Origin of the sequence: Streptomyces populi (assembly GCF_002911015.1) — a bacterium.
GTDB lineage: Bacteria > Actinomycetota > Actinomycetes > Streptomycetales > Streptomycetaceae > Streptomyces > Streptomyces populi.
In genome coordinates, this window is record NZ_KZ626855.1 from 20448 (window position 1) to 44040 (window position 23593).

The window sequence follows — 23593 nt, forward strand, 5'->3', positions numbered from 1 at the left end:
CGGGTCGCGCGACCGACCCGGCGAAAGCGCCAGGGCCGCCCTCGCACCGGCCTGTCCTGATGCGGTTGGCGCCGGCGGTGTCTGTGGTAATCGACCTGCATGCCGAAAAAAGCTCCCCCGGACGCCGACGACGACCGGCCCGCCCCGCGGGCACGGCTGCATGCGGCGCTGCACGACTCCCCCTTCGGCCGGGGATGGCGGCACAGCAAGGCCATCGAACTGGGACAGCGGTCGCTGGGCTTCGCGGCCCTCGGCTTCCTCACGCTGGTGCCGCTCCTGATCGTCGTCTCCGCCGCCGATCCGGCGCACGGGCGGGGTTTCGCGGAGTGGCTGGGGGACGGCCTCGGCGTGTCGAGTGCCGCCAGGGACGAGGTCGCGCGGCTGTTCGCCGGACCCGCACAGGTACGGCAGACCACGACGGCCTTCGGTCTCGCCGCGCTCGCCGTCTTCGGTCTGAGCTTCGGCGCGGCGGTGCAGACCGGCTACGAGAAGGTCTGGGACCTGTCCGCAGCCCGTTGGTACGCGCGATGGCGTCAGGTCCTCTGGCTGGCCGTGCTCATCGGATCGATCTACGTGACCGCGACGACCACGCTGTGGCGCCACTCGGCCGCCGGGACGGTGGCCGCGGCGCTGAGTGCCGTCCTGTTCTTCTGGTGGTCCCAGTGGATGCTGCTCGGCGGCAGGATCGACGGCAAGGCCCTGTTGCCCGGCGCGGTGCTGACGGCTCTCGGCCTGCTCGGTCTGCGGGTCTTCTCGCGTCGCGTCTTCTCGCCCCTGATCGCCTCCAGCACCGTCTCCTACGGCCCTTTCGGCACCGTCCTCGTCGTGCAGTCCTGGCTGGTCGGTGTCGGTGTCGTCGTCTTCGGCGGCGCGTTGCTGGGGCGGCTGGCGCACGAGGAGATCACCACCGGCGCGAGAGCCCTTCGGCGGCGGGGCCGGGGTCGCGAGCGGTGAGTCCGTGCGGCCGTGTCGTGAACACTGTCCCCCGCCGGGTCAGTCGGCCACGGTGAGCCGGGCGTCGGACCGTTCTCCCGGCAGGGGCGTGGAGGACGGCTCCCGGTCCCAGCGCAGGGCGAGGATCGTGGCCGGGACCGCGATCAGGGCCCAGACGACCACGGTCATGACCACAGCCGTCCAGGTGTCCCAGAAGTGACCGGCGGTGAAGGCCGCGACGAGGGGCACCACCACCACGGGCACGGATTTCGCCCCCATCCGGATCCGGGGGACGACAGGGCGGCCGGTGGCGAGGCGGCGGGCCCGCCGGGCGCTGCCGAAAGCGGCGATGAAGGCCAGTACCGCCGACCAGACGCAGACCAGGGCGGCTCCGGTGAGCATGATGGGGTCCTCGTCCGGCAGTCCCGAAAGCCGCTCGCGGACCCCGTCCTGGCTGACGGCGACCACGTCGTCCCGCCACGTCGTGACGCTCACCCGTTCCCCCGGCTCGATGCGTTCGGACAGGTCTCCGTGCGCGTCGAGGTCGATCGGCTGATCGGCGGGGGCCGGAACCGGCGGCCGCAGCATCACGCGGAAGACCGTCGCCTTGCCGCTCTTGGCGTTCCCGGCGGAGATCACCGTCCCGCGGATCGTGCGCAGGCAGCTCGCGCCGTCGTCCCGCGCCGCGGCTCCACCGGCACACGGCCGGGCGTCCTCGAAGGCCGCCTCCGCGGCGACCCGTCCGGGGACGAAGGAGCCCGGCACCGCGGCCACCGCCGACAGGGCCAGTCCCAGCAGTGTCCAGGCGGCCGCGTGCCACCGCTCCCGCCGGATCCGCTCCGGCACCGACCGCTCCGCCGACCGCACAGCCACCCCCGTGTCTCCTTCGCCCCGGAGCATTAGGTCACACGCGGCCGACCGCCCGACACGTCGGGTCCCGGAAGCGTCGGCCCCCGGCATGACTGCCGGTTCCCGGCAATGTCGAGGACCGGGACCGGCCCTCGACCGGCGCCCTGATCAGCCGGAGTCGCAGCCCCGGCGGGCGCGGCCGTCCCTGCCCGTGAAGCATTTCGCGGAACGCCCGTCGGCCGTGGTCGCGACGGCACCCGCAGGAGAGCGGTACTGCCCGATGCCGGACCGGCCGCCCGTGCCGTCGGCGCCGCCTCCTGACGTGCCGCCCGCCGTGGCGGAGCCGCTCGTGCCCCGGTACGCGGCCTCGGTTTCGGTTTCGGCGTGAGCTCCGGCTTCGGACCGGGCTTCGTCGCACAGGAGCCACCCGGACCCGATCGGCCACAGGTCGGCCGGGGCCGGCAGCACGACCTCACGGTCGGGTTCGGGCCGCCCGCGGCACACCAGCCGGCCCTCCGGGTCCCGGGTGCCCCGCCGAGCCGCTCACCCGTGTGCGCGTGCCGGCCGCGACGTACGTGAACCCCGGGTCGTCCAGGGCGCCCGAGGCCACGCCGTGGCTCTCTCCCCCGGGATCCGGACTCCGGTGAGTTCAGCCGATGAGCTCCGGCGAGATCAGGCGCAGCCGTGCCAGGAGCACGTTGAGGGCGGCGACGACCAGGACCGCCGCCGCGACGGTGAGCAGCGCCCGGCCCGTCCCCCACGGTGTGATGAGGGTGCCGAGGGCACCGCCCGCGAAGATGCCGGCGACGGTCGCGACGAGCCGGATCCGGGCCGTGGGGTGCCGCCCGGCCGCCGCGGTGGCTCCGGTGGCTCCGGTGAGGCCGTGGACGAGACGGACCAGGGACACCTGGATCAACAGGGTCGGCATGCCGGGGACCGCCGCGCGCAGGGCGGTGTCCGCGCGCAGGCCCATGGCGAAGCCGACCACGGCGATGACCAGGCTGTCCGGGTGATCGGTGAGCGATCCGGAACCGTGCCGCCACAGCGCCGTGGCGCCCGCGAGGGCCAGGAGCGCCCCTTCCACGGCCAGGGCGGCCGCGAACCAGTGCCGGTGGCGCGCGACGAGACCGCCGGTGGTGAGGGCCCCGGCCGCGGCCCCCAGGACGAAGGCGACCAGGGCGACGGCGGGGCGGGCCACCGGCAGTTCTCCCTCACCGGCGACGGCGAAGGAGAGGAAGAGCAGATTGCCCGTGGCCAGCGCGGTGAAGACGTGTCCCATGGTCAGGAAGCTGACCGCGTCGACCGCGCCCGCCAGGACGGTCAGGGTCGCCATGACGACGGTCTGCTGGCGTTCGCGCCGCGCGGCCGACGCCGGCGAACCGGCTTGTTCACTCATGGGGCCAGTCTCGGGAGCACGGGCGCCGCGGCGGTGACGGCGGGGCCGACACGCGAGGACCGTGCCGCCAATGGACGGCGCGCCAGGGCTCCGGTCGACGTGCGCGCACCGTGCGACGGCCCGGCTGTCACGTGCGACGGCCCGGCTGTCAGTGCCCCCTCCTAGGCTGCTGACCCACCGATTCGACGAGACGAGGGAGACGGAACGGCATGGGCGGCGACTGCTGGACCCACACAGGACCGTACGAGCCCGACCTGGCGGCCGCGTTCCGCAGAGCCCAGGAGGAGCAACTGTCCGAGGACGACCACGGCTTCCCCGGCCGGACCGTGGAGGAGCTGTGGCGGGACCCGGACTGGCACGAGTACGTCTTCACCGGCGGCACCGCCACCGTCCTGGACCAGCCCGAGATGATCGACGCGACGGACTCCGACGACGGCCCGTTCATGCGTCCCCTGACGGACGAGGAGATCCGGGCCTGGGCCCCCGACGGCCGCCCCGCTCACGCCGACTGGGACGCGGCCCTGGATTCGGGCCGGCTGGACTTCCCCAGCCGTTCACAGGGCAGATGCACGGTGCTGTACGCCGACGGCGAGCCTGCACTGATCGGCTATTGGGGGGTCACCTCGGACTGAGGGGTGTCGCCGTGCCGGACGCAGTGCTCCGCGGCCGTGTCGAGGGCCTCCCGGGCGGCGGCCACAGCGGCGGCCCGGTCCTGCGGCACCAGACCGATGCGGGTACGCCGGTCCAGGAGGTCGGCCTCGTCGAGGGCGCCCTCGTGCAGCACGGCCCACAGCAGCGCGGCCCGGGTGACGGGGTGTCCGGGCACCACGGGCTCGCCGAGCCGGGGATCACGGGCGGCGAGGGCGTGGACGGCGGGGGCCTCGGTGCCGTGGCGGCGGATCAGGTGGCCGGGGGCGGCCAGTGATCCGAGCCGGTGCGGGGCCGCCGCGCCGACCAGCGGCAGGGAGGCGGTCGTCGAGGGGCCGGCCCGCAGCCCCCGGGCCTCGACCGCCGCGTCGACGGCGTCCTGGGCCATGCGCCGGTAGGTGGTGAGTTTGCCGCCGACCACGGTGGTCACCCCGTCGTCGGAGGTGAGGACGGCGTGCCGGCGCGAGATGTCGGAGGTGCGGGCGGTCTCTCCGGAGCGGGCGGGCACGGTGTCGAGCAGGGGGCGCAGCCCCGCGAAGGCACCCACCACGTCGTCGCGCCGCACCGGGGCGTCCAGGGCCGAGCCGACGACGTCCAGCAGGAAGCCGACGTCCGACTCGGGCACCTCGGGCACGTCCGGCAGGTCCCCGTCGACGGGTTCGTCGGTCAGGCCGACGTACACGCGGCCGTCGTCCTGCGGCAGGACGAGGACGAACCTGTTGGTCTCGCCCGGGATCGGGATGTGCAGACCCGCGGGCAGCGGGCCGAACAGGTCGGCGCGCAGCACCAGATGGGTTCCGCGCGAGGGGCGGATCCGGATGCCCTCGACCAGTTCGCCCGCCCAGACGCCGGAGGCGTTGACGACCGCGCGGGCCCTGATCTCGCCCTCTTCCCCGGTCAGTTCGTCACGTACGCGGGCGACGGTCCCGCCGGTCCCGAGGACCCTGACCCGGGTGAGGATCTTCGCGCCGTGGGCGGCGGCGGTGCGGGCGAGCGCCGTGACGAGCCGGGCGTCGTCGGTCACCTTGCCGTCCCAGGACAGCAGCCCGCCGCGCAGGCCCGCGGGGCGCACGGACGGCGCCAGGTGCCGGGCCTCCACCGCGGAGAGGCGGCGCGGCGCGGGCAGGGTGGCGCGGGAGGTGCGGGCGGCGAGCCGCAGGGTGTCCCCGGCCCGGAAGCCGGCCCAGGCCAGGGAGGCCTGGCCGCGTGACACCAACGGGGTCAGGGGCAGCACGAAGGGCTGGGCGCGCACCAGGTGGGGGGCGGTGCGCTCCATGAGGACACCGCGTTCGACCGCGCTCTCGTGGGCGACGTCGAGCTGTCCGGAGGCGAGGTAGCGCAGTCCGCCGTGGATGAGCTTGGAACTCCAGCGCGAGGTGCCGAAGGCGAGGTCGTGGGCGTCGACGGCGACGACGCTCAGACCGCGCGCGGCCGCGTCCAGGGCGACGCCGGCGCCGGTGGCGCCGAGTCCGACGACCAGGAGGTCCACGGTGTCGCCGCCCACGGCCTCGGCCAGTTCACGGCGGCGGCGGGCGGCGGAGAGCGACGATCCGGGCGCCGGGGCGGCCGGGCCGGACGGACTGCTCGTGGGACTCATGGCGTGAGGGTCCTCTCCAGAAGGGTGCGCAACTCGTCGAGAAAGGCGGTGCTGGTCAGTTCGGGGTCGTCCTCGTCGGTCATGGTCCGCAGCGACAGGGTGAAGGACTGGACCACGAGCAGCACGGAACGGGCCTGGCGTCTCGTGGGGGCGATCCGCACCGAGCCGTCGGCGTGCCCCTGCTCCAGGGCGTCGCCGAGGAGTTCCAGGAGGGCCTCCTGGCTGGCGCCGCGGCGGTCCAGCACGTAGGGGAGCAGGAGTTCGGGGTCCACGTCGATGATCTTGCGGAAGAGCGGGTGGGCCCGGAAGCCCTCCACCCCGGCCACGAGACCGTCCACGATCAGGGTCCGCGTGTGCCCGTCCGGCTGGGGCTCCGGCATGGCGCGGGTCGCCACGTCGATCCACTCACGGGTCATCAGGTCGCCGACGAGCGAGCGCACGTCGGGCCAGCGCCGGTAGAGCGTCATGCGCGAGACACCGGCGCGGCGGGCCACGTCGGTCAGGGTGGTACGCCGGACTCCGACCGCCAGGACACAGTCGCGTACGGCGTCGAGGACGGGGTCACCGTCCGAGTGGTTGTGACGAATGGGCGCCATGTGTCACAGTGTAACGCCCTGAGCGGCCGTGCGGGAGCCGGCGCGTCGCGAACCGACCGATGAGGACTACGTTCATGGACATGCTGTGGAGTGGCTGGGGCGACCCGGCGAAGGCGGCGCCGCTGCCCGACGCGGTGACCGGCCTGCTGAGGGACCTGCTCGGCGTCAAGCCGCGGGACACCGCCCCGCACGCCCTCGACGAGATCCCCCTCTCCGAGCCCGCGCCGGACCCGGCCCTGCGCGCGCTCGCGGACGCCGTCGGCGGCCCGGCGCACGTGCGCACCGACGCGGAGACCCGGATCCGGCACACCCGCGGGAAGTCCACGCCCGATCTGCTGAAGATCCGCGCGGGCGACGCCGGGGACGCCCCCGCGGCCGTCGTGCTGCCCTCCACCCACGACGAGGTCCTCGCCGTACTGCGCGCGTGCGCCGAACACGGCCTCGCCGTCGTGCCGTTCGGCGGCGGCACCTCCGTCGTCGGCGGCCTCGCCCCGGAGCGCAGCGCCTTCGTCGCCCTCGACCTGCGCCGGATGAACGCGATGCTCGCCATCGACCCCGTCTCGCGGACCGCGACGCTCCAGCCGGGCCTACGCGCACCCGACGCGGAGGCGCTCCTGGCCGAGTACGGCTTCACCCTCGGGCACTTCCCGCAGTCCTACGAATGGGCCACCATCGGCGGGTTCGCCGCCGCCCGCTCCAGCGGTCAGGCCTCCGCCGGATACGGCCGCTTCGACGAGATGGTCCTCGGTCTGACCCTCGCGACCCCGGAGGGCACCCTGGACACGGGCCGCGCCCCCCGCTCGGCGGCCGGTCCCGACCTGCGGCAGCTGGTCCTCGGCTCCGAGGGCGCCTTCGGCGTCATCACCTCCGTCACCGTACGGATCAGACCGCTGCCGCGGACGCGCGTCTACGAGGGGTGGCGGTTCGCCTCGTTCGAGGAGGGCGCGACCGCCCTGCGCCGGCTCGCCCAGGACGGTCCGCGCCCCACGGTGCTGCGGCTGTCCGACGAGACCGAGACCTTCGTCGGACTCGCCCAGCCCGACGCCATCGGTTCGGCCGGGGCCCCGGCGGCCGCCGGCTGCACGGCGATCGCCGGGTACGAGGGGACCGAGGAGGAGACCGCGCGCCGCCGCGAGGAGGCCGCGGCGGTCCTGCGCGCGGCCGGGGGCACCTACCTGGGCGCCGAGCCCGGCGAACGCTGGGCGCACGGCCGCTACTCGGCGCCGTACCTGCGCGACGCGCTGCTCGACGCCGGGGCCTTCGCCGAGACCCTGGAGACCGCGACCTTCTGGTCCCGCGTCCCCGAGCTGTACGCCGCCGTGCGCACCGCGCTGACCGAGACCCTGACCGCCGCGGGAACCCCGCCCCTGGTCATGTGCCACATCTCGCACGTGTACGAGAACGGCGCCTCGCTCTACTTCACCGTGGTCTCGGCGCAGGGCGAGGACGCCGTGGCCCACTGGGCACCGGCCAAGGAAGCCGCCAACGAGGCCGTGCTGAGCGCGGGCGGGACCATCAGCCACCACCACGGGGTGGGCACGGACCACCGCGACTGGTACCTCCGCGAGGCGGGGCCGCTGGGCGTCGAGGCCCTGCGGGCCGTCAAGCGGCGGCTGGACCCCGACGACGTGCTGAACCCCGGGATCCTGCTCCCCGTCGACTGACACCCGACGCGCACGCGCTCCGGCGGCCCGAGACCGCCGGAGACGTCGCCCGGTTCCGGCCGCCCCGGCTCCCGCCCCCACGGGCGGGGCTCCCGGCTCCGGCACCGGCACCGCTGCCGCGCACAGCTTCCGCCCCTGCCCCGCTCCGTCCCACCGTCACTGCCCGGAGGCACACCGATGCGACAGTTCACCGCCGTCGTCAACCCCACCGCGGGCGGCTCCACCGGGGCGGCGGCGCTGCTCCCGGTCGCCCGCCTGCTGCGGGAGGCCGGAGCCGGACTGGAGACCGAGTACAGCCGCAGTCTGGCCCACGCGCAGGAACTCGCGCTGCGCGCCGGGGAACGGGGCCGGGTCGTCCTCGCCGTGGGCGGAGACGGGATCGCGGGCGGCATCGGCGGCGCCCTCAGCGGGACGGACACCGTGCTGGGCCTGGTCCCGGCCGGCCGCGGCAACGACTTCGCCCGCGCGCTCCGGCTGCCCACCGCCGCCGCGGACCTGACCCGTGTCCTGTTGCACCACGAGCCGCGGCGCGTCGACACCATCGAGGTGGAATCGGCGGTGCACCCGCGCACCGTGGTGCTCGGCAGCGTGTACGCGGGCGTCGACGCCCTCGCCAATCAGCACGCCAACCAGGCGCGCGTGCTGCGCGGGGCCGCCTCGTACTACGCCGGAGGCCTGCGCGCGGTCACCGGGTGGCGTCCGGTGTCGTACCGCGTCACCGTCGACGGGGAGGAACACTTCCACCGCGGTTACACCGTCGTGGCCGCCAACTCCGCCTACTACGGTTCCGGGCGCATCATCGCCCCGCTGGCCCTGACGGACGACGGCCTGCTGGACGTCGTCATGATCCGGCAGGCCCCGCGGCGGCTGTTCTTCACCCTCATGAACGAGCTGAAGACCGGCGCGCACGTCGCGCGGCCGGAAGTGGTGGTCCTGCGGGGCCGGGAGATCCGCATCGAGGCGGACCGGCCGGTGCCCTACGGCGCCGACGGGGAGGTCGAGGCCACCCTCCCCGTCACGGCCCGGGTGCGGCCGGGCGACCTGTCCATGCTCTTCTGACCGGCCCGGCCCCGGTGCGCCGCCGCGGGTCAGCCCGCGGTGGTCTCGCCGCTCGCGCTGCCCGCCAGCCACTGGTCCCAGCTCAGGTTGAAGGAGGCGTAGCCGTTGTCGGCCGAGGCCTTCGCACGCGGGGAGCCGGTGACGGAGACCGGGTCGCCCTGCTTGACCTGGCCGTAGAACCACTTGGCGTCGGTGATCGACAGGTGGACACAGCCGTGCGAGCCCCGGGCGCTGCCGCTGCCGGGGTTCGGGTCACCGGTCGAGTAGTGGACGTAGGTCCCGGACTGGGTCAGGTGGACGTCCCAGGGAAGCGTCAGGTCGTAGTAGTTCGCGTCGCCCTTGTTGCAGCTGATGCCGACGCTGCACGAGGTCATGTGGACCTTCTCCTGCTTGTCGATCACCGCCATCACGCCGTTCCACGTGGGGAATTCTGCGCTTCCCGCATTGATCGACAGCGTCCGCACGGGCGCGCCGTTCTTCGTGACCTTCATCGTGTGACCGGTGACCGACACGTCCGCGCGGACGTCGTCGCCGACGGTGAAGTCGTGGACGTAGGAACGCGTGCCGTAGCGGCCGTTGCCGTTGGCGACGCCCTTCAGGTCCGCGGTGACCTTCACCTTGGTGCCGGCCGCCCAGTAGGACTTGGGCCGCCAGTCGGCGCGCCGGTCACCGAACCAGTGCCACGCGCCCGTCATCGGCTTGGAGCTGGTGACCTTCATGTGCTTCTCGATGTCGGCGCGGGCCTTCTGCCCCACCGGATTGGTGAAGATCACCGAGATCGGCATCGCGACGCCGACCGTGGCACCGGTCTGCGGAGTGATCGTCTCCAGCAGCATCGGCGGCCCGGCGGGCTTCGTCGGAGACGGCTTCGCGCTGGCCGCCGGCTTCTTCGACCCGCCCTTCCCGTCGTCCGAACTCGCCTTCGTCTTGCCCCCGCCGCCGCAGGCGCTGGTCCCCGCCAGCACCGCCGCCATGACGATTGCCATCGATATCCCGCTACGTCGCTTCACTTCTACCCCGGCTCACAATCGTGCCTGCCTCACTTCTCTTTTGGACTGCGGGCACCGGTCCGCGGTTGCAGTGAATGTGTAAAGCGCGGTTCAAAACCCCGCTCGGGAGGCTCTCGTTCACGCCGGTCCGGCCCGAGGCGCCGGACGGCGCGGGAGCGGCCTCACGGGAGAGCCGTCAGCCCGTACGCCGTCCCGTCGTCCCTCTTCCCGCACCGCCCCCGGCGAGATTCCTGGAGCGCGTTCCCCGGGCCGCGCCGCCCCCATCCGGCGTCGCCGCGGCTTCTCCCGCCGGTGTCCGTGCGCCGGAGCGGACGAGCGGGACCAGCACTCCGGCACCGGCCACGGACAGCACGGCGACCACCCGCAGCACCCCGTCGATCGCCGAACCGTCGGACGCCGCGGCACCGGCGGATCCACTGACCTCCTCCAGCACGGTCGCGGCCACCGTCACGGCCGCCGCACCCCACAGCACCAGCGAGGTGAGCACCAGCCCGGACGCCGCCGCCAGCCGCCCGGCGGACACGTACGACTGGGTCGCCGCGTTGGTGAGTGCCCAGCCGAGCCCGACGCCCGCTCCGACCACCGCGAACACCGCGGCGTAGAGCGGCAGCGGACGCGCCCAGGTCAGCGCGGCGAGCGCCACCCCGCTCAGCAGCAGCCCCACCGCCATCAGCACCTCCGCCCGCCACCGGCGCGCCAGATGGCCAGACCAGTAGCTCGCCGCGCCGACCCCCGCCGACAGCGCCAGGAAGACCACTCCCGACTCCAGCGGTGACAGTCCGCGTGCCTGCTCCAGGTACAGCGCCGCCAGCACCGCGACGAGGCAGTACACGATGTTCGACACCGTCCCGGCCGCCGTCACGGTCACGAACGGCCGGTTGCGCAGCAGGGACAGCTCGATCAGCGGTTCCGTCGTCCGCCGCTCGACCACCGCGAACAGGCCCAGCATGGCCGCGCCCGCGGCGAAGCACGCCACGGTGGCCGCCGAGCCCCAGCCCCAGTCCGATCCCTGGTCGACGGCGAGCATGACGGCCGTCAGACCGCCGGCCAGGGTGACGGCGCCCGGCAGGTCCATCCCCCGCACGGCCCCCTCGTCCCGCGACTCCGTCACGTACCGCAGCGCCAGCAGCGCCGCCAGCGCGCAGAAGGGCACGTTCAGCAGGAAGACCGCGCGCCAGCTGACGAGTTCGGCGAAGGTCCCGCCGACGAAGGGGCCGAGCGCCGTGCCGATGGCGCTGAAGGCGAGGACCGTTCCGACGGCGCGGCCCTGGCGTCCGTCACGGAAGTGCGCGGTCACCACCGCGACCGCGATCGGCAGGACCAGTGCCGCCGCCGTCCCCTGGACCACGCGTCCCGCGGTCAGCCACGCCGCGTTCCGCGCGGCGCTGCACACCACCGACATCGCGGCGAAGCCCGTCAGCCCGATGACGAGGACCCGTCTTCGGCCGTAGAGGTCGGCCGCCCGCCCGGCGACGATCATCAGTGCCCCGAGGGTCAGCATGTAGCCGCTCACCAGCCACTGCAGGTTCGTGGCCGGCGTCCCGAAGTCGCGGGCGATCACGGGCAGCATCAGGTTCAGCGCGAACCAGTCCAGCTCGACCAGCAGCACCGCGATCGCGGCCGCGGCGATGACCGCGCGGTCCCGGCGCGAGAACAGTGTGGCCGTCCGTCCTGCGGATCCGCTCACGACGACCATCCCCTGCCACGGGTCACCCCTCCAGCCAGCGTGCGTGCGCTCGCGGAGCCCCGCAACCGGAGCCCCGGCCGCCCGCGCCGCTCCGCGCGGGGCGCCCGGCCGGCCGCCTTCCTCGCAGGCGTCCTCTTCTTCCGATCAACTCCCTTGTCACACAGACCACATGACCGCTCCGAGTAGGATGACCGAACATTTGGCCTGCCCGCGTTCGCGTGGTGCGATGGGAGCTAGCATGACGATCGACCGACAGTCGTTTCCGCCGCTCGACACCAGCAAGGCGCATCCCGCGCGGGTCTACGACTGGCTGCTGGGCGGCAAGGACAACTACCCGGTCGACGAGGCCGTGGCGGAGAAGCTGCCGCCCGAGGCCCGGGACGCGGCCCGGCAGAACCGCGAGTTCATGCACCGGGCGTCCGCCTGGCTCGCCGAGCAGGGCGTCGACCAGTTCCTGGACATAGGCACCGGGATTCCCACCCAGCCCAACCTGCACCAGATCGTCCAGGGCATCACGCCCTCGGCGAAGGTCGTCTACACCGACAACGACCCGATCGTGCTGCGTCACGCCGAGGCGCTCCTGGTCAGCCGTCCCGAGGGCGTCACCGACTACATCCAGGCCGATGTGCGGCAGCCGCAGGACATCGTCCAACACGCCCGGCACATCCTGGACTTCAGCCGCCCGATCGCGCTGTCGCTGATCGCGCTGATGCACTTCATCCCCGACGACCAGGACGCCCACTCCATCGTCCGCAACCTGGTCGGGACGCTGCCCCAGGGCAGTTACCTCGTGCTGTCGCACGCCTCCTCCGACGTGTACCCGGAACTCTCCGCGCAGGTCACCGCCGAGTACGCCAAGGGCGGCATCCAGCTCGGCTTCCGTACCCGGGCGGAGGTGGAGCTCTTCTTCGACGGCCTCGACCTCGTCTCCCCCGGCCTGGTGACGGCGACGGAGTGGTTCAGGACGGACCGGGCACCGGCGCAGGAGGGCAGCGGCATCTACGCGGGAGTGGCACGCGTCCGCTGAGCGGTACGGCAACCGGCGGAGCCGCGCCCCGGGGGATCCGTGCGGCGCGGTCCCGCATCGCGTCCATGCGGGTGGCGTACGGGCCGGCGGCGAGCCCCCGGCGGCACGAGCGGCGTTGTGCAGGGTGCCAACTCACGATCAGTCAGAGAGGACGCCCCGTGCGCCGAACCGTGCTGTTTTCCGTCTGTGCCCTCGTCGCGGCCGCCGCCACCGGATTCTTCACCACCAGCGCCATCCGCAGCCGCTGACACCTGGGACAGGTCCCGGCCGCCCGCGTTCCCGGACGACCCGTGACCGGGCGGCAGCCGGGTGCCCCGGGCCGTCGCTCCGCCCGGGGCACCCGGCTCAGTCCTTCTCGTCGGCGGCCTCGCGGGCTTCGGAACCCGCTTTGCGCATCCGCAGGACCAAGGGGATGACGAACCACCACGCGATGTACAGCGCGGCCACACCCGCGACGATCCAGGGCACGTACCCGTCGTCGTGGGTGGCCGTGCGCAGCACCAGCAGGAGGGAGGCCGTCATGGTGAGCAGCAGGAGCAGCAGGCCGAGGAAAGTCAGCCGGGACGCCCACACGACGGCCTCCGGCTTGATGAAGTGACCCGACACGATGCGGTGGAACGACACGGGGGCCACCAGGGCGCCGATGGCCGTGGCGCCGAGGACGATCGTGACCATGTACAGCGTCTGGTCCGCGTCGGACAGCCGCCGGTAGGACGGCTGGAACACCACGGTCAGCAGGAAGCCGAACAGGATCTGCACGCCGGTCTGCGCCACACGGATCTCCTGGAGCAGGTCACCCCATTTGCGGTCGGCCCGTTCCTCCGGCGATTCCTCGCGTCCGTCCTTCGATGTGTCGTCCCGCATCGGCAGTCCCTCTCCGGCGGCGCCCACGGAGCCGCCCCGTCGTCCGTCATGTCCCGACCCGCCCGCGCTCTCGCTCCCGCGGCCGGCGCCGCGACGCGTCTCAGCGGCCCAGCGCGTTCTTCAGCTGCTGCTTGCTCATGGACGAGCGTCCATGGATGTCGCGCTTCTTGGCCTCCTCGTACAACTGGTCCCTGGTGGGGCCCTGTGCCCCGGAGTGCGAACGCTCGCCGCCCCGCTGCGACGCCGACTTGGGGTCGCGCAGGGACGTCCTGCTCGCGGTCTCGGACTCACCCGCCCTGGCCCGCTCCTTGTTCACCGTGCGCGCCGCGATCTCCTTGGCACGGCTCGCGGACTCCCCACGGTCCTGCGCGCTCTCCTTGATGTGTTCGTACTGCCGCTCACGCTTCTTGTTCGATCCTGCGGGCATGGTGCGCCTCCTCCCGGGACGTGGCCTGTGCGTGGACAATCGAGTACCCCCGATGGCCCGCCGGCTCACAAACGGCCGGAAAATGCGTCCCTACGGCCGGTGGCCGTCGGGGTGGAGGACGACTTTGGTCCATCCGTCCTCGCGACGGTCGAAGTGCTCGTACGCGGACGGCGCCTCGTCCAGGTCGAGCTCATGGGACACGACGAAGCCCGGCTCCGCCCTGCCTCCGGCGACGAGGTCGCGCAGCGCACGGTTGTACCGCTTGACCGGTGCCTGGCCGGTGCCCATCGTCTGGCCCTTGAACCACATCAGGCCGTAGTCGAGCGGCAGTTTGCCCTGGGCCTCCAGCTCGCCCTGCGCGTCCTCACCACCGGGGTCCTCGGGCAGGTAGACACCCACCACTCCTATGTCGCCGGTGAAGCGCACGGCGTCGATCAGCTGGTTGACGGTGAGGCTCGCGTCCTCCTGGCCCTGGGGGTCGTGGGCCTGGTATCCGACGCATTCGCACCCGTTGTCGGCCCCCAGGCCGAGTGTCGCGTCCTTCACCACCTCGACCGGGTCCGCCTCGTTCGTGTCGATCGCGACCGCGCCGATCTCCTCGGCGATCCGCAGCCGGTCCTGCTGGTGGTCGGCGACCCAGACACGGCCGGCACCCTTCAGGATCGCCGAGTAGGCCGCCATCAGACCGACCGGGCCCGCGCCCATCACCAGCGTCTGGTCACCCGGTCGCACCCGGGCCATCTCGGTGGCGTGGTAGCCGGTCGGGAAGATGTCCGCCAGCATCACGTAGTCCAGTTGCCTCTCGGCGGCGTCCTCCCCCAGTCGCAGGGCGTTGAAGTCGCCGTACGGCACGCGCAGCAGCTCGGCCTGGCCTCCCTGGTAGGGGCCCATCTCGGCGAACCCGTAGGCCGCTCCGGCGAGGGAGGGCTCCGGCTGCATGGTCAGGCAATAGTTCGTGAGTCCGCGCTCGCACTGCTTGCAGAAGCCGCAGGCGATGTTGAACGGGAGCACCACGTACTCACCGACCTGGACCTTGCTGACCGCGGAGCCGACCTCGACGACCTGTCCCAGGTTCTCGTGGCCGAGGGTACGGCCCGGTTCGAACGAGGTCCGTCCCTCGTACATGTGCAGGTCGGAGCCGCAGATGTTGGTCGTGGTGACCTTCACCAGGATGTCGCAGGGGTGCTCGATCCTGGCGTCCGGGACGTCCTTGACGCTGACCTTCCGCGGGCCTTCGTATACCGCTGCTTTCATGATCTCCCCTTTGCCGCCCCGCGCCGGTGCGCGGTCCGCGCACGGTGACGCCGGCCGGTCCTGTCCGGTGCGCGTGTCTTCGCGTACGCACGTGCTTCGCTGGACAGGTCGAGTCCCCGGTGGCATATCGGCCAAACAGGGCCCTTCCGCGGCAGGGGCATCCGAACCCCCGGGAACGGCGGAAGTCCCCGGGCCGTGACGGCCGGGGACTTCCCGTGGCAGTGGCTGCCGGCGGACGGGAGCACCGCGCGTCACCCGGCGGACCCGGCCATGTGACGCGACCGCTCGACGGTGTTCCGCGCCCGCCCGTTCACCCCTTCCGGTGACGGATGGCCAGCCATATGAGGACGGCGGCGCCCACGGCGGCCAGGATCGGCGCCCGATTCTCGCGTGCCAGCCGGGCCCCGTGGGCCGTCTGCTGCTGCAGCGGTTCGGGGGCCTTCTCGTGCCATACGCCACCGGCCCGCGCGGCCTTGTCCCGCATCTGGCCCGCGGCCTGGGCCGCCCGGTCCCTGACCGGGTCGGGCACCTTGTCCTGGACCGCGTGCGCGGCCTTGGACGCCCTGGCCTTCAGCTCGCCCGCCTTGGCCGCGGCCTGCCCGGCGACCTCGGCGGTCTTCTCCCTGGCCTGTTCGGCGACCTCCACGGTCCTCTCCTTGACCTCGACGCCCTTGTCCTTCGCACGGGCCTTGACGTCGGCCTTGTCGGCCAGCGTCTGGACCGTCTCTCCCAGTTCGGCACGGGTCCGCTCGACCTGTTCGCGCATCTCACCGGGGGTCGTGGCCGTGCGCTTGTCGTCGGACGGTTCACTCATCGGTGGGCACTCCTCTTGATCTCGGCCACATCGGCCTTCACGTTCTCGATCGCCTGCTCGGGCTTCGGCGGTGCCGCCCGGTCGGCCTGCTTCTTCCCCGTCAGCGCCATGGCCGCGGCGACGAGGCCCAGGACCACCGTCACGATCAGTGCCGCGGCCCACACCGGCAGCGGTACGGCCAGCGCGGCGATCGCGGTGGCCACGAGGGCCTGGAGGGTCAGGAAGCCGACCACTCCCGCGCCGCCGAACAGACCGCCGCTCTTCCCGTACCGCCTACCTTTCTCCTTCATCTCCGCCTGTGCCAGCCGGAGCTCTCCTCGGACCAGCTCGGTGAGCTGCTGCGAGGCCCGCTGGACCAGCTCACCCACCGGTTCCGATCCGTTCCCTCGTGTCCGCTCGGCCGATCCGTCGGGCCGCGTCCGCACGTCCGACACGGTGATCACCTCCTGTCCGTAGCCTGATGCGGCCGGAGCACGCGGGCGTGCTCCGGCGATCGCCGATGACCGGGTACCCCGATCCCGCCGGTCCAGGGCCGTCGCCTTTCATTCCCGGTCGGCGAAGACGCTGGAGTCGAGGTTCTCGAGGAGGTCCGCGACGTCCCGGTGGACCGCGGCGGCGCCCGCCGCCTCCAGGTCGGCCCGCGGGATGCCGCCGGACAGCACCGCCACGGAGGTCACCCCGTCCCGGGTGCCGGCCTCCATGTCCCAGACGGTGTCCCCCACGAACACCGCCCGTCCGCTGGGGACACCGGCGAGGTCCCTGGCCCGTTCGACGGGGTCGGGCGCGGGTTTGCCCGACCTCACGTCGTCCGCGCTGGCCGCCCCGAGGATGACGTCGTCCGCGTCGACGGCGCGGCGGAGCGCCGAGAGTTCCGCGCCGCTCGCCGAGGTCGCCAGGACGACCTCCCAGCCGCGCCCGGCCAGCGCGCGCAGCAGGTCGCCCGCGCCGTCGAACGCGATCAGCCGGTCGAACCAGGTGGCGTAGAGGGTGCGGTGGGCCGCCTCGAGCTCCCCGTCGCCCTCGGGGTCACGGTCCTTGCCGAGCAGGTGCTCGATCAGGTCGCCGCCGCCGAGGCCCACGGCCCGGTGCACGTCGTGCATGGGAACACGGTGTCCGGCCTGCCGGAAGGCCTCCCACCAGGTGACGACGTGCAGGTGGTTGGTGTCGACCAGGGTTCCGTCGACGTCGAAGATCGCGGCGCGCTTCTCGGTCATCGCGGTTGTCCTCGCCCTCTCACAGCTCACGCAGGGCGGGAAGCAGCTTCTTCTCGGCCCAGTCCGTGAAGGGTTCCTGGTGGTCGCCGCCGATCTGGACGAGCGCGACCTCGGTGAACCCCGCGTCGACGAACGGCCGTACGGCCTCGACCACGCTCTCCACGTCGTCGCCGCAGGGTATGGAGCCGGCCACGTCCTCGGGGCGTACGAACTGCGTGGCGCTCTCGAAGGCGGCGGGTCCGGGCAGTTCGGAGTTGACCGGCCAGCCGCCGCCGAACCAGCGGAACTGGTCATGGGCCCGGGCGATCGCCGCGTCCCGGTCGGTGTCGTAACAGACGGGAAGCTGGCCGACCTTGGGTTTGCCCGTCCCGCCGTGCCGGTCGAACGCGGAGGTCAGGGCCGGTTCGGGCTCCGTGGCGATCATGAGGTCGGCGAGATGGCCGGCGATCTCGCACGAGTGGTCGCCCGAGACGGCGACGCCGATCGGCGGTGGGGTGTCCGGCAGGTCGAAGAGCCGGGCGTTCTCCACGTCGAAGTGGACGCCGTGATGGTTGACGTCGCCTCCCCCGAAGAGGGAACGGATGATCCCGACGGCCTCCTCCAGCTTGTCGAGACGGACGTGGGCGGCGGGCCAGCCACCGCCCACCACGTGCTCGTTGAGCCTCTCGCCGGAGCCGAGCCCGAGGCGGAAGCGTCCCTGGGACAGGAGTTGCAGGGTGGCGGCCTTCTGGGCGACGACCGCCGGGTGGTAGCGGGTCGTCGGGCACGTCACGTACGTCATGAGCGGAATGCGTTCGGTGGCCAGCGCGGCCGCGCCGAGCACGCTCCACGCGTACGGGGCGTGCCCCTGGGAGTCCAGCCAGGGGAAGTAGTGGTCCGAGGTGACGGAGAAGTCGAATCCGGCCTGTTCGGCGCGGACCACCTGCTCCACGAGTTCGCGCGGGCCGGCCTGCTCGGTCATCATCGTGTACCCGATCTGCACCATGTCGCTCTCCTCCTCCATGTGGACGGATGGCGGGACGGACGCGGCGCGAGGAGCGCCGGGCCGGTGCCCGGCCGCGCCCCGCTCCCTCCCTCCCGGCTACCGCTTGGCCCCGAGCCGCAGGTCGACCTCCTTCTCCTGGTCTCCCGACGCCGTGCCCCGTTCCTGCACGGCGAACGCGCCGTTCAGGGCCTCGCGCAGGAGGTCCACGGCGAGGTAGCCGCCCTGTAGCGTCGCGCTGACCGGGCCCTCCAGCGGGGCCGGGCCGGTCGGGATGCGGTCGTCGGCCGGCGCGAACTCCGCGGTCCACACAGCGGGACGGGATCCCGGAGGGTCCTCGGGGACCTCCGGGGGGCGGTCGGTGGGGAACGCCGTTCGCAGCACGTCGAAGACGGTGGCGGCGTCCTCCCTGGACGTGCCGGTGAGGGACACGGTGACCACGGGTCACCCTCCGTTCCGCTGGGGTACGACGGTGTATTTCGGGTCCTGCGCGGAGGCGGTTCCTGCCGCGAAGATCCCGAAGCGGGTGCAGACCGATCCCCCGAGCAGGGCCAGCCCGCCCAGGACGGCGGCCGGCCGGCTGCGTCCACCGGCCAGCGCCGCGGTCGCCGCGCCCGCCAGGGTCAGGGCGCGGGCGGCGCGCAGGAGCGTGCCCGCACGTCCTTCGCGCCAGGTCTCGGCCACCATGCCGAGGCGCCGCTCGGCCGCCTCGGCCGCCACGCTCTCCCCCGCCGCCGCGAGCACCGCCGCGAGGCGGGCGGGAGCGTTCTCGCGCGGTGGCGCCACGACCAGTGCCATTCCCGAGGCGGCGGCCGTCGCGGACGCCGTGAACACATAGGGCAGTTCCCGGTGGGCGCCGTGCCAGGCGGGTACGGCGGTGTCGGCGGCCAGGACGGCGGTGTACGAGGCGAGCGCGGGCCCGAGCAGCGCGGCGCCCGCGGTCGCGACGGCACCCGCGCGGGGCAGTCGGCCGGTGACGGCGCTGAGGGCGGCGGCGCCGGCGGCGGGGCCGTAGGCACCGAGCAGCCAGGACCCCATGCTCATGGGTGAGGTCGGCTTGAAGACCCGCAGCATGTTGGCGAACCGGCCGGGCCGGCCGAGGTCGTGGACCAGCGCGGCGGCGGACAGGGACACGGCGGCGAGGGAGGAGACCTTCATCGCGGTGGCGGTGCGAGGGCGGTCGCGGAGCTGGGCCCCGGCGGCGAACACCGAACCGGCTCCGGCCAGGCCGCCGAGGAAGAAGTATCCGGCGATGTCACGGGCCGCCCAGGACGGGGCGTGGATGATCGGACGCCCGTAGTAGGAGGTGAACTCCGCCCGTGGGACCATCAGTTGCTCACCGCGGCGCTTGCGGGTCCTGGTCATCGCGCCCCCTCCGCCCGGCCCGCCAGGACGAAGGCGAGCGCGATGCCTCCGGCGAGGGAGAGCGCGGCGGTCCCCGCGTGCTTCCACATGGCCGGGAGGTCACGGGTGGTCACCACCGGGTCGGGCGGCAGCCCGTAGACCTCCGGCTTGTCGAGGAGCAGGAAGAAGGCGCCGTCACCGCCGACCCCGTCCTCGGGGTCGTGTCCGTACAAATGGGCTTCCCCGACTCCCTGTTCGTGCAGCTGGTCCACCCGCAGGGCGGCCCGTTCGCGCAGTTCGTCGAGGGGGCCGAACTGGATGGACTCGGTGGGGCAGGCCTTGGCGCAGGCCGGTTCCTGTCCCGCGCCGAGGCGGTCGTAACACAGGGTGCACTTGAACGCCCTTCCGTCGTCCGGGCGTTGCTCGATCACTCCGTACGGGCAGGCGGGCACGCAGTAGCCGCAGCCGTTGCAGATGTCCTCCTGGACGACGACCGTGCCGAACTCCGTGCGGAACAACGAGCCGGTGGGACACACGTCGAGACAGGCCGCGTGCGTGCAGTGCTTGCACACGTCCGACGACATGAGCCACCGCATGTCGCCCGGTGTCCGGGAGCTTTCGGGGGCCGTCGGCGGGGAGCCCTCCGGAGTCGCCGCAGGGGCGGGTTCGGAGACCCTCACCGCGCCCTCGGCGAGCGGCAGTTCGGTGCGCCCCTCCGGCGCGGGCACCCGCTGCTCGACGAAGGCGACATGACGCCAGGTGGAGGCGCCGAGGCCCTGCGTGTTGTCGTAGCTCATGCCGCTCAGCGCGAGCCCGTCCTCCGGGATGGCGTTCCACTCCTTGCACGCCACCTCGCAGGCCTTGCAGCCGATGCAGACCGAGGTGTCGGTGAAGAAGCCGACGCGCTCGGGGGGCTGGGAGTGGCCGGCGTCCCGGGCCGGTTCGGGCTCGGGACCGCTCAGCAGGTTCCGGTCCGTCATTTCCGGGCCTCCGTCCCTGTCGCCCCGGTGATTCCCGCGCGTCGGCGGTACTCCGCCACCAGCTTCGGCAGGTCCGGCCCGCGGGGGCGGCGCCCGGGCCGGATGTCGGCCGTGAGCGCCTTGTCCTCCTGGATGTGGGCGTTGGGGTCGAGCGCGATGGCCATCAGCTCGTTGGCCGCGTCACCGGTGGACACCCCGTTGGGCCCCCAGTGGAAGGGCAGACCGATCTGGTGGACGGTCCGCCCGTGCACGGTCAGGGGCGCGAGCCGCTCGGTGACCAGGACGCGCGCCTCCACGGCGTTGCGCGCGGTGACGATCGTCGCCCAGCCGCCGTGTTCCAGGCCGCGCTCGGCGGCGAGCTGCGGGGAGAGTTCGCAGAAGAACTCGGGCTGGAGCTCCGAGAGGTAGGACGACCAGCGGCTCATCCCGCCCGCGGTGAAGTGCTCGGTGAGGCGGTGGGTGGTGACGACGTACGGGTAGACCTCCGAGCCCGGCTCGTCACCGCCGGGGTGGTAGCGGTTGCCCTCGCGCGGCAGCAGCTGCCGTACCGGGGAGCGCGGGGTCGAGGGGTGGAGGAGGTTGGGGAAGGGCGAGTCCTGCGGCTCGTAGTGGGTGGGCAGCGGGCCGTCCTCCAGCCCGGCCGGCGCGTACAGCCAGCCCTTGCCGTCGGCCTGCATGATGAACGGGTCGTCGCCGCGCAGGGCGTCGGGACCGGTCGCGCCCTCCGGAGGGACGTGGCCGGGTGCGCGGTCCGGGATGAAGTCGGGGACGTCACGCCCGGTCCACTCCCCCGCCTCCTCGTCCCACCACACGTACGCCTTGCGTTCGCTCCAGGGGGTGCCGTCGGGCGCGGCGGAGGCGCGGTTGTAGAGGATGCGCCGGTTGGCGGGCCAGGCCCAGGCCCACTCGGCGGCCACGTGGTCCTGTTCGGTGTGGGGGGTGCGGCGGGCCGCGTGGTTGATCCCGTCGGCGTAGACACCGCAGTAGATCCAGCAGCCGCAGCGGGTGGAACCGTCGTCCTTCAGCTCCGTGTAGGCGGAGAGCGGCGCGCCGTCCGGGCCGTGTCCGTTGATCTCGGCCAGGACCGCGGCGGCGACCGGTTCACGCTGCGGGCCGTCGACGGGATAGTCCCAGGCGAGGTCCTGGACGGGCCGGTCCATGGGGTCGGACGAGCCGGCCAGCCGTTCCTTGACGCGCCGGCCCAGGTGATAGGTGAACCACAGGTCGCTGCGCGCGTCCCCCTCCGGTTCCACGGCCGCGTGGTGCCACTGGAGCCAGCGGTTGGTGTTGGTGAACGAGCCGGACTTCTCGGTGTGGGCGGCGGCGGGGAAGAAGAAGACCTCGGTGCCGTTGTCCTCGGTGCGCAGCTCCCCGGTCTCGGTCTCGGGGCCGTCCTTCCACCAGGTCGCGGACTCGATCAGGGAGAAGTCGCGCACGACCAGCCACTTCAGGTTGGCCATGCCGAGGCGCTGGAGCCGGGTGTTGGCGGAGCCCACGGCGGGGTTCTCGCCCATCAGGAAGTAGCCCTCGCAGGTGCCGTCGAGCTGGGCCATGACCGTGTCGTAGGTGGCGTGGGAGCCGGTGAGGCGCGGGAGGTGGTCGAAGCAGAAGTCGTTGTCGGCGGTGGCGGCGTCTCCGTAGTACGCCTTGAGCAGGCTGACGAAGTAGGCCCGCATGTTCCCCCAGAAGCCCTTCTCGGTGCGGACGGCCTCCACGAACGTGTCCAGGTCCTCGTGGGCGTGGGCGTGGGGCATCGGGAGGTAGCCGGGGAGCAGGTTGTAGAGGGTGGGGATGTCGCTGGAGCCCTGGATGGAGGCGTGGCCGCGCAGTGCCTGGATGCCGCCGCCGGGCCGGCCGATGTTGCCGAGGAGGAGCTGGAGGATGCAGGCGGCGCGGATGTACTGGGAGCCGGTGGAGTGCTGGGTCCAGCCGACCGCGTACACGAAGGCGCTGGTGCGGTCCCGGCCGGAGTTGGCGGTCAGTGCCTCGCAGACGCGCAGGAAGGTGGCTCGCGGGATGCCGCAGGTCTCCTCGACGAGTTCGGGGGTGTAGCGGGCGTAGTGGCGTCTGAGGATCTGGTAGACGCAGCGCGGGTGGGTCAGCGTCTCGTCGCGGGGCGGGCGGCCGCTGGTCCGGGCTCCGCCCGAGCCGTGGGACTCGGAGTGGCCCGAGCCCTGGGTCTTCTGCTCGTACTGTTCGTCGACGTCGCCGGCGGGTGCCTGGACGTCCACTCCCTCGTACTGCCAGCTCCTCGGGTCGTAGCGACGGCCCTCCTCGTCGAGCCCGGAGAAGACACCGTCCAGGTCCTCGGTGTCCCGGAAGTCCTCGTCGACGATCGAGGCGGCGTTGGTGTAGGCGAGGACGTACTCCCGGAAGTCCTTCTCCTCGGTGAGCACGTGGTTGATCACCGCGCCGAGGAACGCGATGTCGCTGCCGGCCCGGATCGGCACGTGGAGATCGGCGAGGGCGCTGGTGCGGGTGAAGCGCGGGTCGACGTGGATGACGCGGGCGCCGCGCCGTTTGGCCTCCATGACCCACTGGAAGCCGACCGGATGCGCCTCGGCGTAGTTGGACCCCTGGATGACGATGCAGTCCGCGAACTGCAGGTCCTGCATGAAGGTGGTGGCGCCGCCGCGTCCGAAGGAGGTGCCGAGGCCCGCGACGGTGGAGCTGTGGCACACCCTGGCCTGGTTCTCCACCTGGACGATGCCGAGTCCCGTGAACAGCTTCTTGATCAGGTAGTTCTCCTCGTTGTCGAGGGTCGCGCCGCCGAGGCTCGCGATGCCGAGCGTGCGGGCGGTGCGCACCCCGTCGCTCTCCCACTCCCAGGTGCGGCGCCGGGTCTCGACCACCCGGTCGGCGACCATGTCCATGGCCGTCTCCAGGTCCAGTCGTTCCCAGTCGGTGGCGTACGGGCGCCGGTACAGGACCTCGTGCAGGCGCGCGGGGCCGGTGGTGAGCTGGAGGGTGGCCGAGCCCTTGGGGCAGAGGCGGCCCCGGCTGACGGGTGAGTCCGGGTCGCCCTCGATCTGGACGACCTCGTCGTCCTTGACGTAGATCTGCTGGCCGCAGCCGACCGCGCAGTACGGGCAGACCGACTGCACCACCCGGTCGGCGCTGTCGGTGCGCGGTCTCAGCCGTTCCGTACGGGACGACATGGCGGCGCGGCCGCGCCCCAGCGGGTCGGGGCCGGTCAGCTGGCGGTAGACGGGCCACTCGCTGACCCACGTTCGCACACCCATCGTGAT

Annotated in this window: 22 protein-coding genes; 5 read left to right on the forward strand and 17 right to left on the reverse strand. The window is 72.9% G+C overall.

Going from position 1 to position 23593, the window contains the following annotated elements; translation table 11 throughout:
* The first annotated feature begins 99 nt into the window (after positions 1 to 99).
* Positions 100 to 954 carry a YihY/virulence factor BrkB family protein gene (locus tag CW362_RS11245; RefSeq protein ID WP_103549242.1) on the forward strand — a complete coding sequence of 285 codons (855 nt, stop codon included), beginning with the start codon at positions 100 to 102 and terminating at the stop codon, positions 952 to 954.
* A gap of 39 nt (positions 955 to 993) precedes the next feature.
* Here CW362_RS11245 and CW362_RS11250 read toward each other — a convergent pair whose 3' ends face one another.
* Both CW362_RS11250 and CW362_RS11260 read right to left on the reverse strand, forming a co-directional pair.
* Positions 994 to 1806: a hypothetical protein gene (locus CW362_RS11250; RefSeq protein ID WP_162684042.1), complete on the reverse strand. Its 813-nt coding sequence runs from the start codon at positions 1804 to 1806 to the stop codon at positions 994 to 996.
* A 625-nt stretch (positions 1807 to 2431) separates the two neighbouring features.
* Positions 2432 to 3178 (reverse strand): YoaK family protein, encoded by a 747-nt coding sequence (locus tag CW362_RS11260; RefSeq protein ID WP_103549245.1) that lies wholly within the window; start codon positions 3176 to 3178, stop codon positions 2432 to 2434.
* A gap of 209 nt (positions 3179 to 3387) precedes the next feature.
* On the opposite strand from CW362_RS11260, the gene CW362_RS11265 reads away from it, so the two are divergent.
* Positions 3388 to 3810 (forward strand): hypothetical protein, encoded by a 423-nt coding sequence (locus tag CW362_RS11265; RefSeq protein ID WP_103549246.1) that lies wholly within the window; start codon positions 3388 to 3390, stop codon positions 3808 to 3810.
* Here CW362_RS11265 and CW362_RS11270 read toward each other — a convergent pair.
* Complete coding sequence (locus CW362_RS11270; protein WP_103549247.1) at positions 3786 to 5423, reverse strand: glycerol-3-phosphate dehydrogenase/oxidase; 1638 nt, start codon at positions 5421 to 5423, stop codon at positions 3786 to 3788. The genes CW362_RS11265 and CW362_RS11270 overlap by 25 nt on opposite strands.
* Positions 5420 to 6019, reverse strand: coding sequence for a TetR/AcrR family transcriptional regulator (locus CW362_RS11275; protein WP_103549248.1), 600 nt, complete (start codon positions 6017 to 6019; stop codon positions 5420 to 5422). The genes CW362_RS11270 and CW362_RS11275 overlap by 4 nt, the downstream gene beginning before the upstream one ends.
* A 74-nt stretch (positions 6020 to 6093) precedes the next feature.
* Here CW362_RS11275 and CW362_RS11280 point away from each other — a divergent pair, with 74 nt between their 5' ends.
* A complete protein-coding gene (locus CW362_RS11280) occupies positions 6094 to 7683 on the forward strand; it encodes an FAD-binding oxidoreductase (protein WP_103549249.1) in 1590 nt (529 codons plus the stop codon).
* Between the two features lie 177 nt (positions 7684 to 7860).
* Positions 7861 to 8742: a diacylglycerol kinase family protein gene (locus CW362_RS11285; RefSeq protein WP_103549250.1), complete on the forward strand. Its 882-nt coding sequence runs from the start codon at positions 7861 to 7863 to the stop codon at positions 8740 to 8742.
* Between the two features lie 29 nt (positions 8743 to 8771).
* Here the strand turns inward: CW362_RS11285 and CW362_RS11290 are convergent, their stop codons facing one another.
* Complete coding sequence (locus CW362_RS11290) at positions 8772 to 9728, reverse strand: L,D-transpeptidase (protein WP_103549251.1); 957 nt, start codon at positions 9726 to 9728, stop codon at positions 8772 to 8774.
* A 199-nt stretch (positions 9729 to 9927) separates the two neighbouring features.
* Positions 9928 to 11439, reverse strand: coding sequence for an MFS transporter (locus CW362_RS11295; protein WP_162684043.1), 1512 nt, complete (start codon positions 11437 to 11439; stop codon positions 9928 to 9930).
* Positions 11440 to 11677: 238 nt separating this feature from the next.
* Here CW362_RS11295 and CW362_RS11300 point away from each other — a divergent pair, with 238 nt between their 5' ends.
* Complete coding sequence (locus CW362_RS11300) at positions 11678 to 12466, forward strand: SAM-dependent methyltransferase (RefSeq protein ID WP_103549253.1); 789 nt, start codon at positions 11678 to 11680, stop codon at positions 12464 to 12466.
* Positions 12467 to 12811: 345 nt separating this feature from the next.
* On the opposite strand, the gene CW362_RS11305 is transcribed toward CW362_RS11300, so the two are convergent.
* The 11 genes from CW362_RS11305 to fdh form a co-directional block, all read right to left on the reverse strand.
* On the reverse strand, positions 12812 to 13330 hold the full coding sequence (locus tag CW362_RS11305) for a DUF6328 family protein (protein WP_103549321.1): 519 nt from the start codon (positions 13328 to 13330) through the stop codon (positions 12812 to 12814).
* 100 nt (positions 13331 to 13430) lie between these two features.
* On the reverse strand, positions 13431 to 13757 hold the full coding sequence (locus CW362_RS11310) for a plasmid stabilization protein (protein WP_103549254.1): 327 nt from the start codon (positions 13755 to 13757) through the stop codon (positions 13431 to 13433).
* Positions 13758 to 13847: 90 nt separating this feature from the next.
* Complete coding sequence (locus CW362_RS11315) at positions 13848 to 15011, reverse strand: glutathione-independent formaldehyde dehydrogenase (protein ID WP_103549255.1); 1164 nt, start codon at positions 15009 to 15011, stop codon at positions 13848 to 13850.
* 310 nt (positions 15012 to 15321) lie between these two features.
* The gene (locus CW362_RS11320) at positions 15322 to 15825 is read right to left on the reverse strand and encodes a DUF3618 domain-containing protein (RefSeq protein ID WP_103549256.1); all 504 of its coding nucleotides are present in this window, start codon (positions 15823 to 15825) and stop codon (positions 15322 to 15324) included.
* On the reverse strand, positions 15822 to 16193 hold the full coding sequence (locus CW362_RS11325; protein ID WP_103549322.1) for a phage holin family protein: 372 nt from the start codon (positions 16191 to 16193) through the stop codon (positions 15822 to 15824). The genes CW362_RS11320 and CW362_RS11325 overlap by 4 nt, the downstream gene beginning before the upstream one ends.
* Before the next feature lie 174 nt (positions 16194 to 16367).
* Entirely contained in the window at positions 16368 to 17039 is a 672-nt protein-coding gene (locus CW362_RS11330; RefSeq protein ID WP_103549257.1) for an HAD family hydrolase, read from the reverse strand.
* Between the two features lie 19 nt (positions 17040 to 17058).
* Positions 17059 to 18024 (reverse strand): LLM class F420-dependent oxidoreductase, encoded by a 966-nt coding sequence (locus tag CW362_RS11335; protein WP_103549258.1) that lies wholly within the window; start codon positions 18022 to 18024, stop codon positions 17059 to 17061.
* 96 nt (positions 18025 to 18120) lie between these two features.
* A complete protein-coding gene (locus CW362_RS11340) occupies positions 18121 to 18462 on the reverse strand; it encodes a hypothetical protein (RefSeq protein ID WP_103549259.1) in 342 nt (113 codons plus the stop codon).
* Between the two features lie 3 nt (positions 18463 to 18465).
* Complete coding sequence (nrfD, locus tag CW362_RS11345) at positions 18466 to 19386, reverse strand: NrfD/PsrC family molybdoenzyme membrane anchor subunit (RefSeq protein ID WP_240657752.1); 921 nt, start codon at positions 19384 to 19386, stop codon at positions 18466 to 18468.
* The gene (locus CW362_RS11350) at positions 19383 to 20345 is read right to left on the reverse strand and encodes a 4Fe-4S dicluster domain-containing protein (protein ID WP_103549260.1); all 963 of its coding nucleotides are present in this window, start codon (positions 20343 to 20345) and stop codon (positions 19383 to 19385) included. The genes nrfD and CW362_RS11350 overlap by 4 nt, the downstream gene beginning before the upstream one ends.
* Positions 20342 to 23587, reverse strand: coding sequence for a formate dehydrogenase (gene fdh / locus CW362_RS11355; protein ID WP_103549261.1), 3246 nt, complete (start codon positions 23585 to 23587; stop codon positions 20342 to 20344). Before fdh ends, CW362_RS11350 begins: the two co-directional genes overlap by 4 nt.
* Positions 23588 to 23593 lie beyond the last annotated feature (6 nt).

Bases quoted from the DNA above. Each gene is read 5' to 3' on its own strand.
- CW362_RS11245 (WP_103549242.1), top strand. From the start codon at position 100: ATGCCGAAAAAAGCTCCCCCGGACGCCGACGACGACCGGCCCGCCCCG.
- CW362_RS11260 (WP_103549245.1), bottom strand. From the start codon at position 3,178: ATGAGTGAACAAGCCGGTTCGCCGGCGTCGGCCGCGCGGCGCGAACGC.
- CW362_RS11265 (WP_103549246.1), top strand. From the start codon at position 3,388: ATGGGCGGCGACTGCTGGACCCACACAGGACCGTACGAGCCCGACCTG.
- CW362_RS11270 (WP_103549247.1), bottom strand. From the start codon at position 5,423: ATGAGTCCCACGAGCAGTCCGTCCGGCCCGGCCGCCCCGGCGCCCGGA.
- CW362_RS11275 (WP_103549248.1), bottom strand. From the start codon at position 6,019: ATGGCGCCCATTCGTCACAACCACTCGGACGGTGACCCCGTCCTCGAC.
- CW362_RS11280 (WP_103549249.1), top strand. From the start codon at position 6,094: ATGGACATGCTGTGGAGTGGCTGGGGCGACCCGGCGAAGGCGGCGCCG.
- CW362_RS11285 (WP_103549250.1), top strand. From the start codon at position 7,861: ATGCGACAGTTCACCGCCGTCGTCAACCCCACCGCGGGCGGCTCCACC.
- CW362_RS11290 (WP_103549251.1), bottom strand. From the start codon at position 9,728: ATGGCAATCGTCATGGCGGCGGTGCTGGCGGGGACCAGCGCCTGCGGC.
- CW362_RS11300 (WP_103549253.1), top strand. From the start codon at position 11,678: ATGACGATCGACCGACAGTCGTTTCCGCCGCTCGACACCAGCAAGGCG.
- CW362_RS11305 (WP_103549321.1), bottom strand. From the start codon at position 13,330: ATGCGGGACGACACATCGAAGGACGGACGCGAGGAATCGCCGGAGGAA.
- CW362_RS11310 (WP_103549254.1), bottom strand. From the start codon at position 13,757: ATGCCCGCAGGATCGAACAAGAAGCGTGAGCGGCAGTACGAACACATC.
- CW362_RS11315 (WP_103549255.1), bottom strand. From the start codon at position 15,011: ATGAAAGCAGCGGTATACGAAGGCCCGCGGAAGGTCAGCGTCAAGGAC.
- CW362_RS11320 (WP_103549256.1), bottom strand. From the start codon at position 15,825: ATGAGTGAACCGTCCGACGACAAGCGCACGGCCACGACCCCCGGTGAG.
- CW362_RS11330 (WP_103549257.1), bottom strand. From the start codon at position 17,039: ATGACCGAGAAGCGCGCCGCGATCTTCGACGTCGACGGAACCCTGGTC.
- CW362_RS11335 (WP_103549258.1), bottom strand. From the start codon at position 18,024: ATGGTGCAGATCGGGTACACGATGATGACCGAGCAGGCCGGCCCGCGC.
- nrfD (WP_240657752.1), bottom strand. From the start codon at position 19,386: ATGACCAGGACCCGCAAGCGCCGCGGTGAGCAACTGATGGTCCCACGG.
- CW362_RS11350 (WP_103549260.1), bottom strand. From the start codon at position 20,345: ATGACGGACCGGAACCTGCTGAGCGGTCCCGAGCCCGAACCGGCCCGG.
- fdh (WP_103549261.1), bottom strand. From the start codon at position 23,587: ATGGGTGTGCGAACGTGGGTCAGCGAGTGGCCCGTCTACCGCCAGCTG.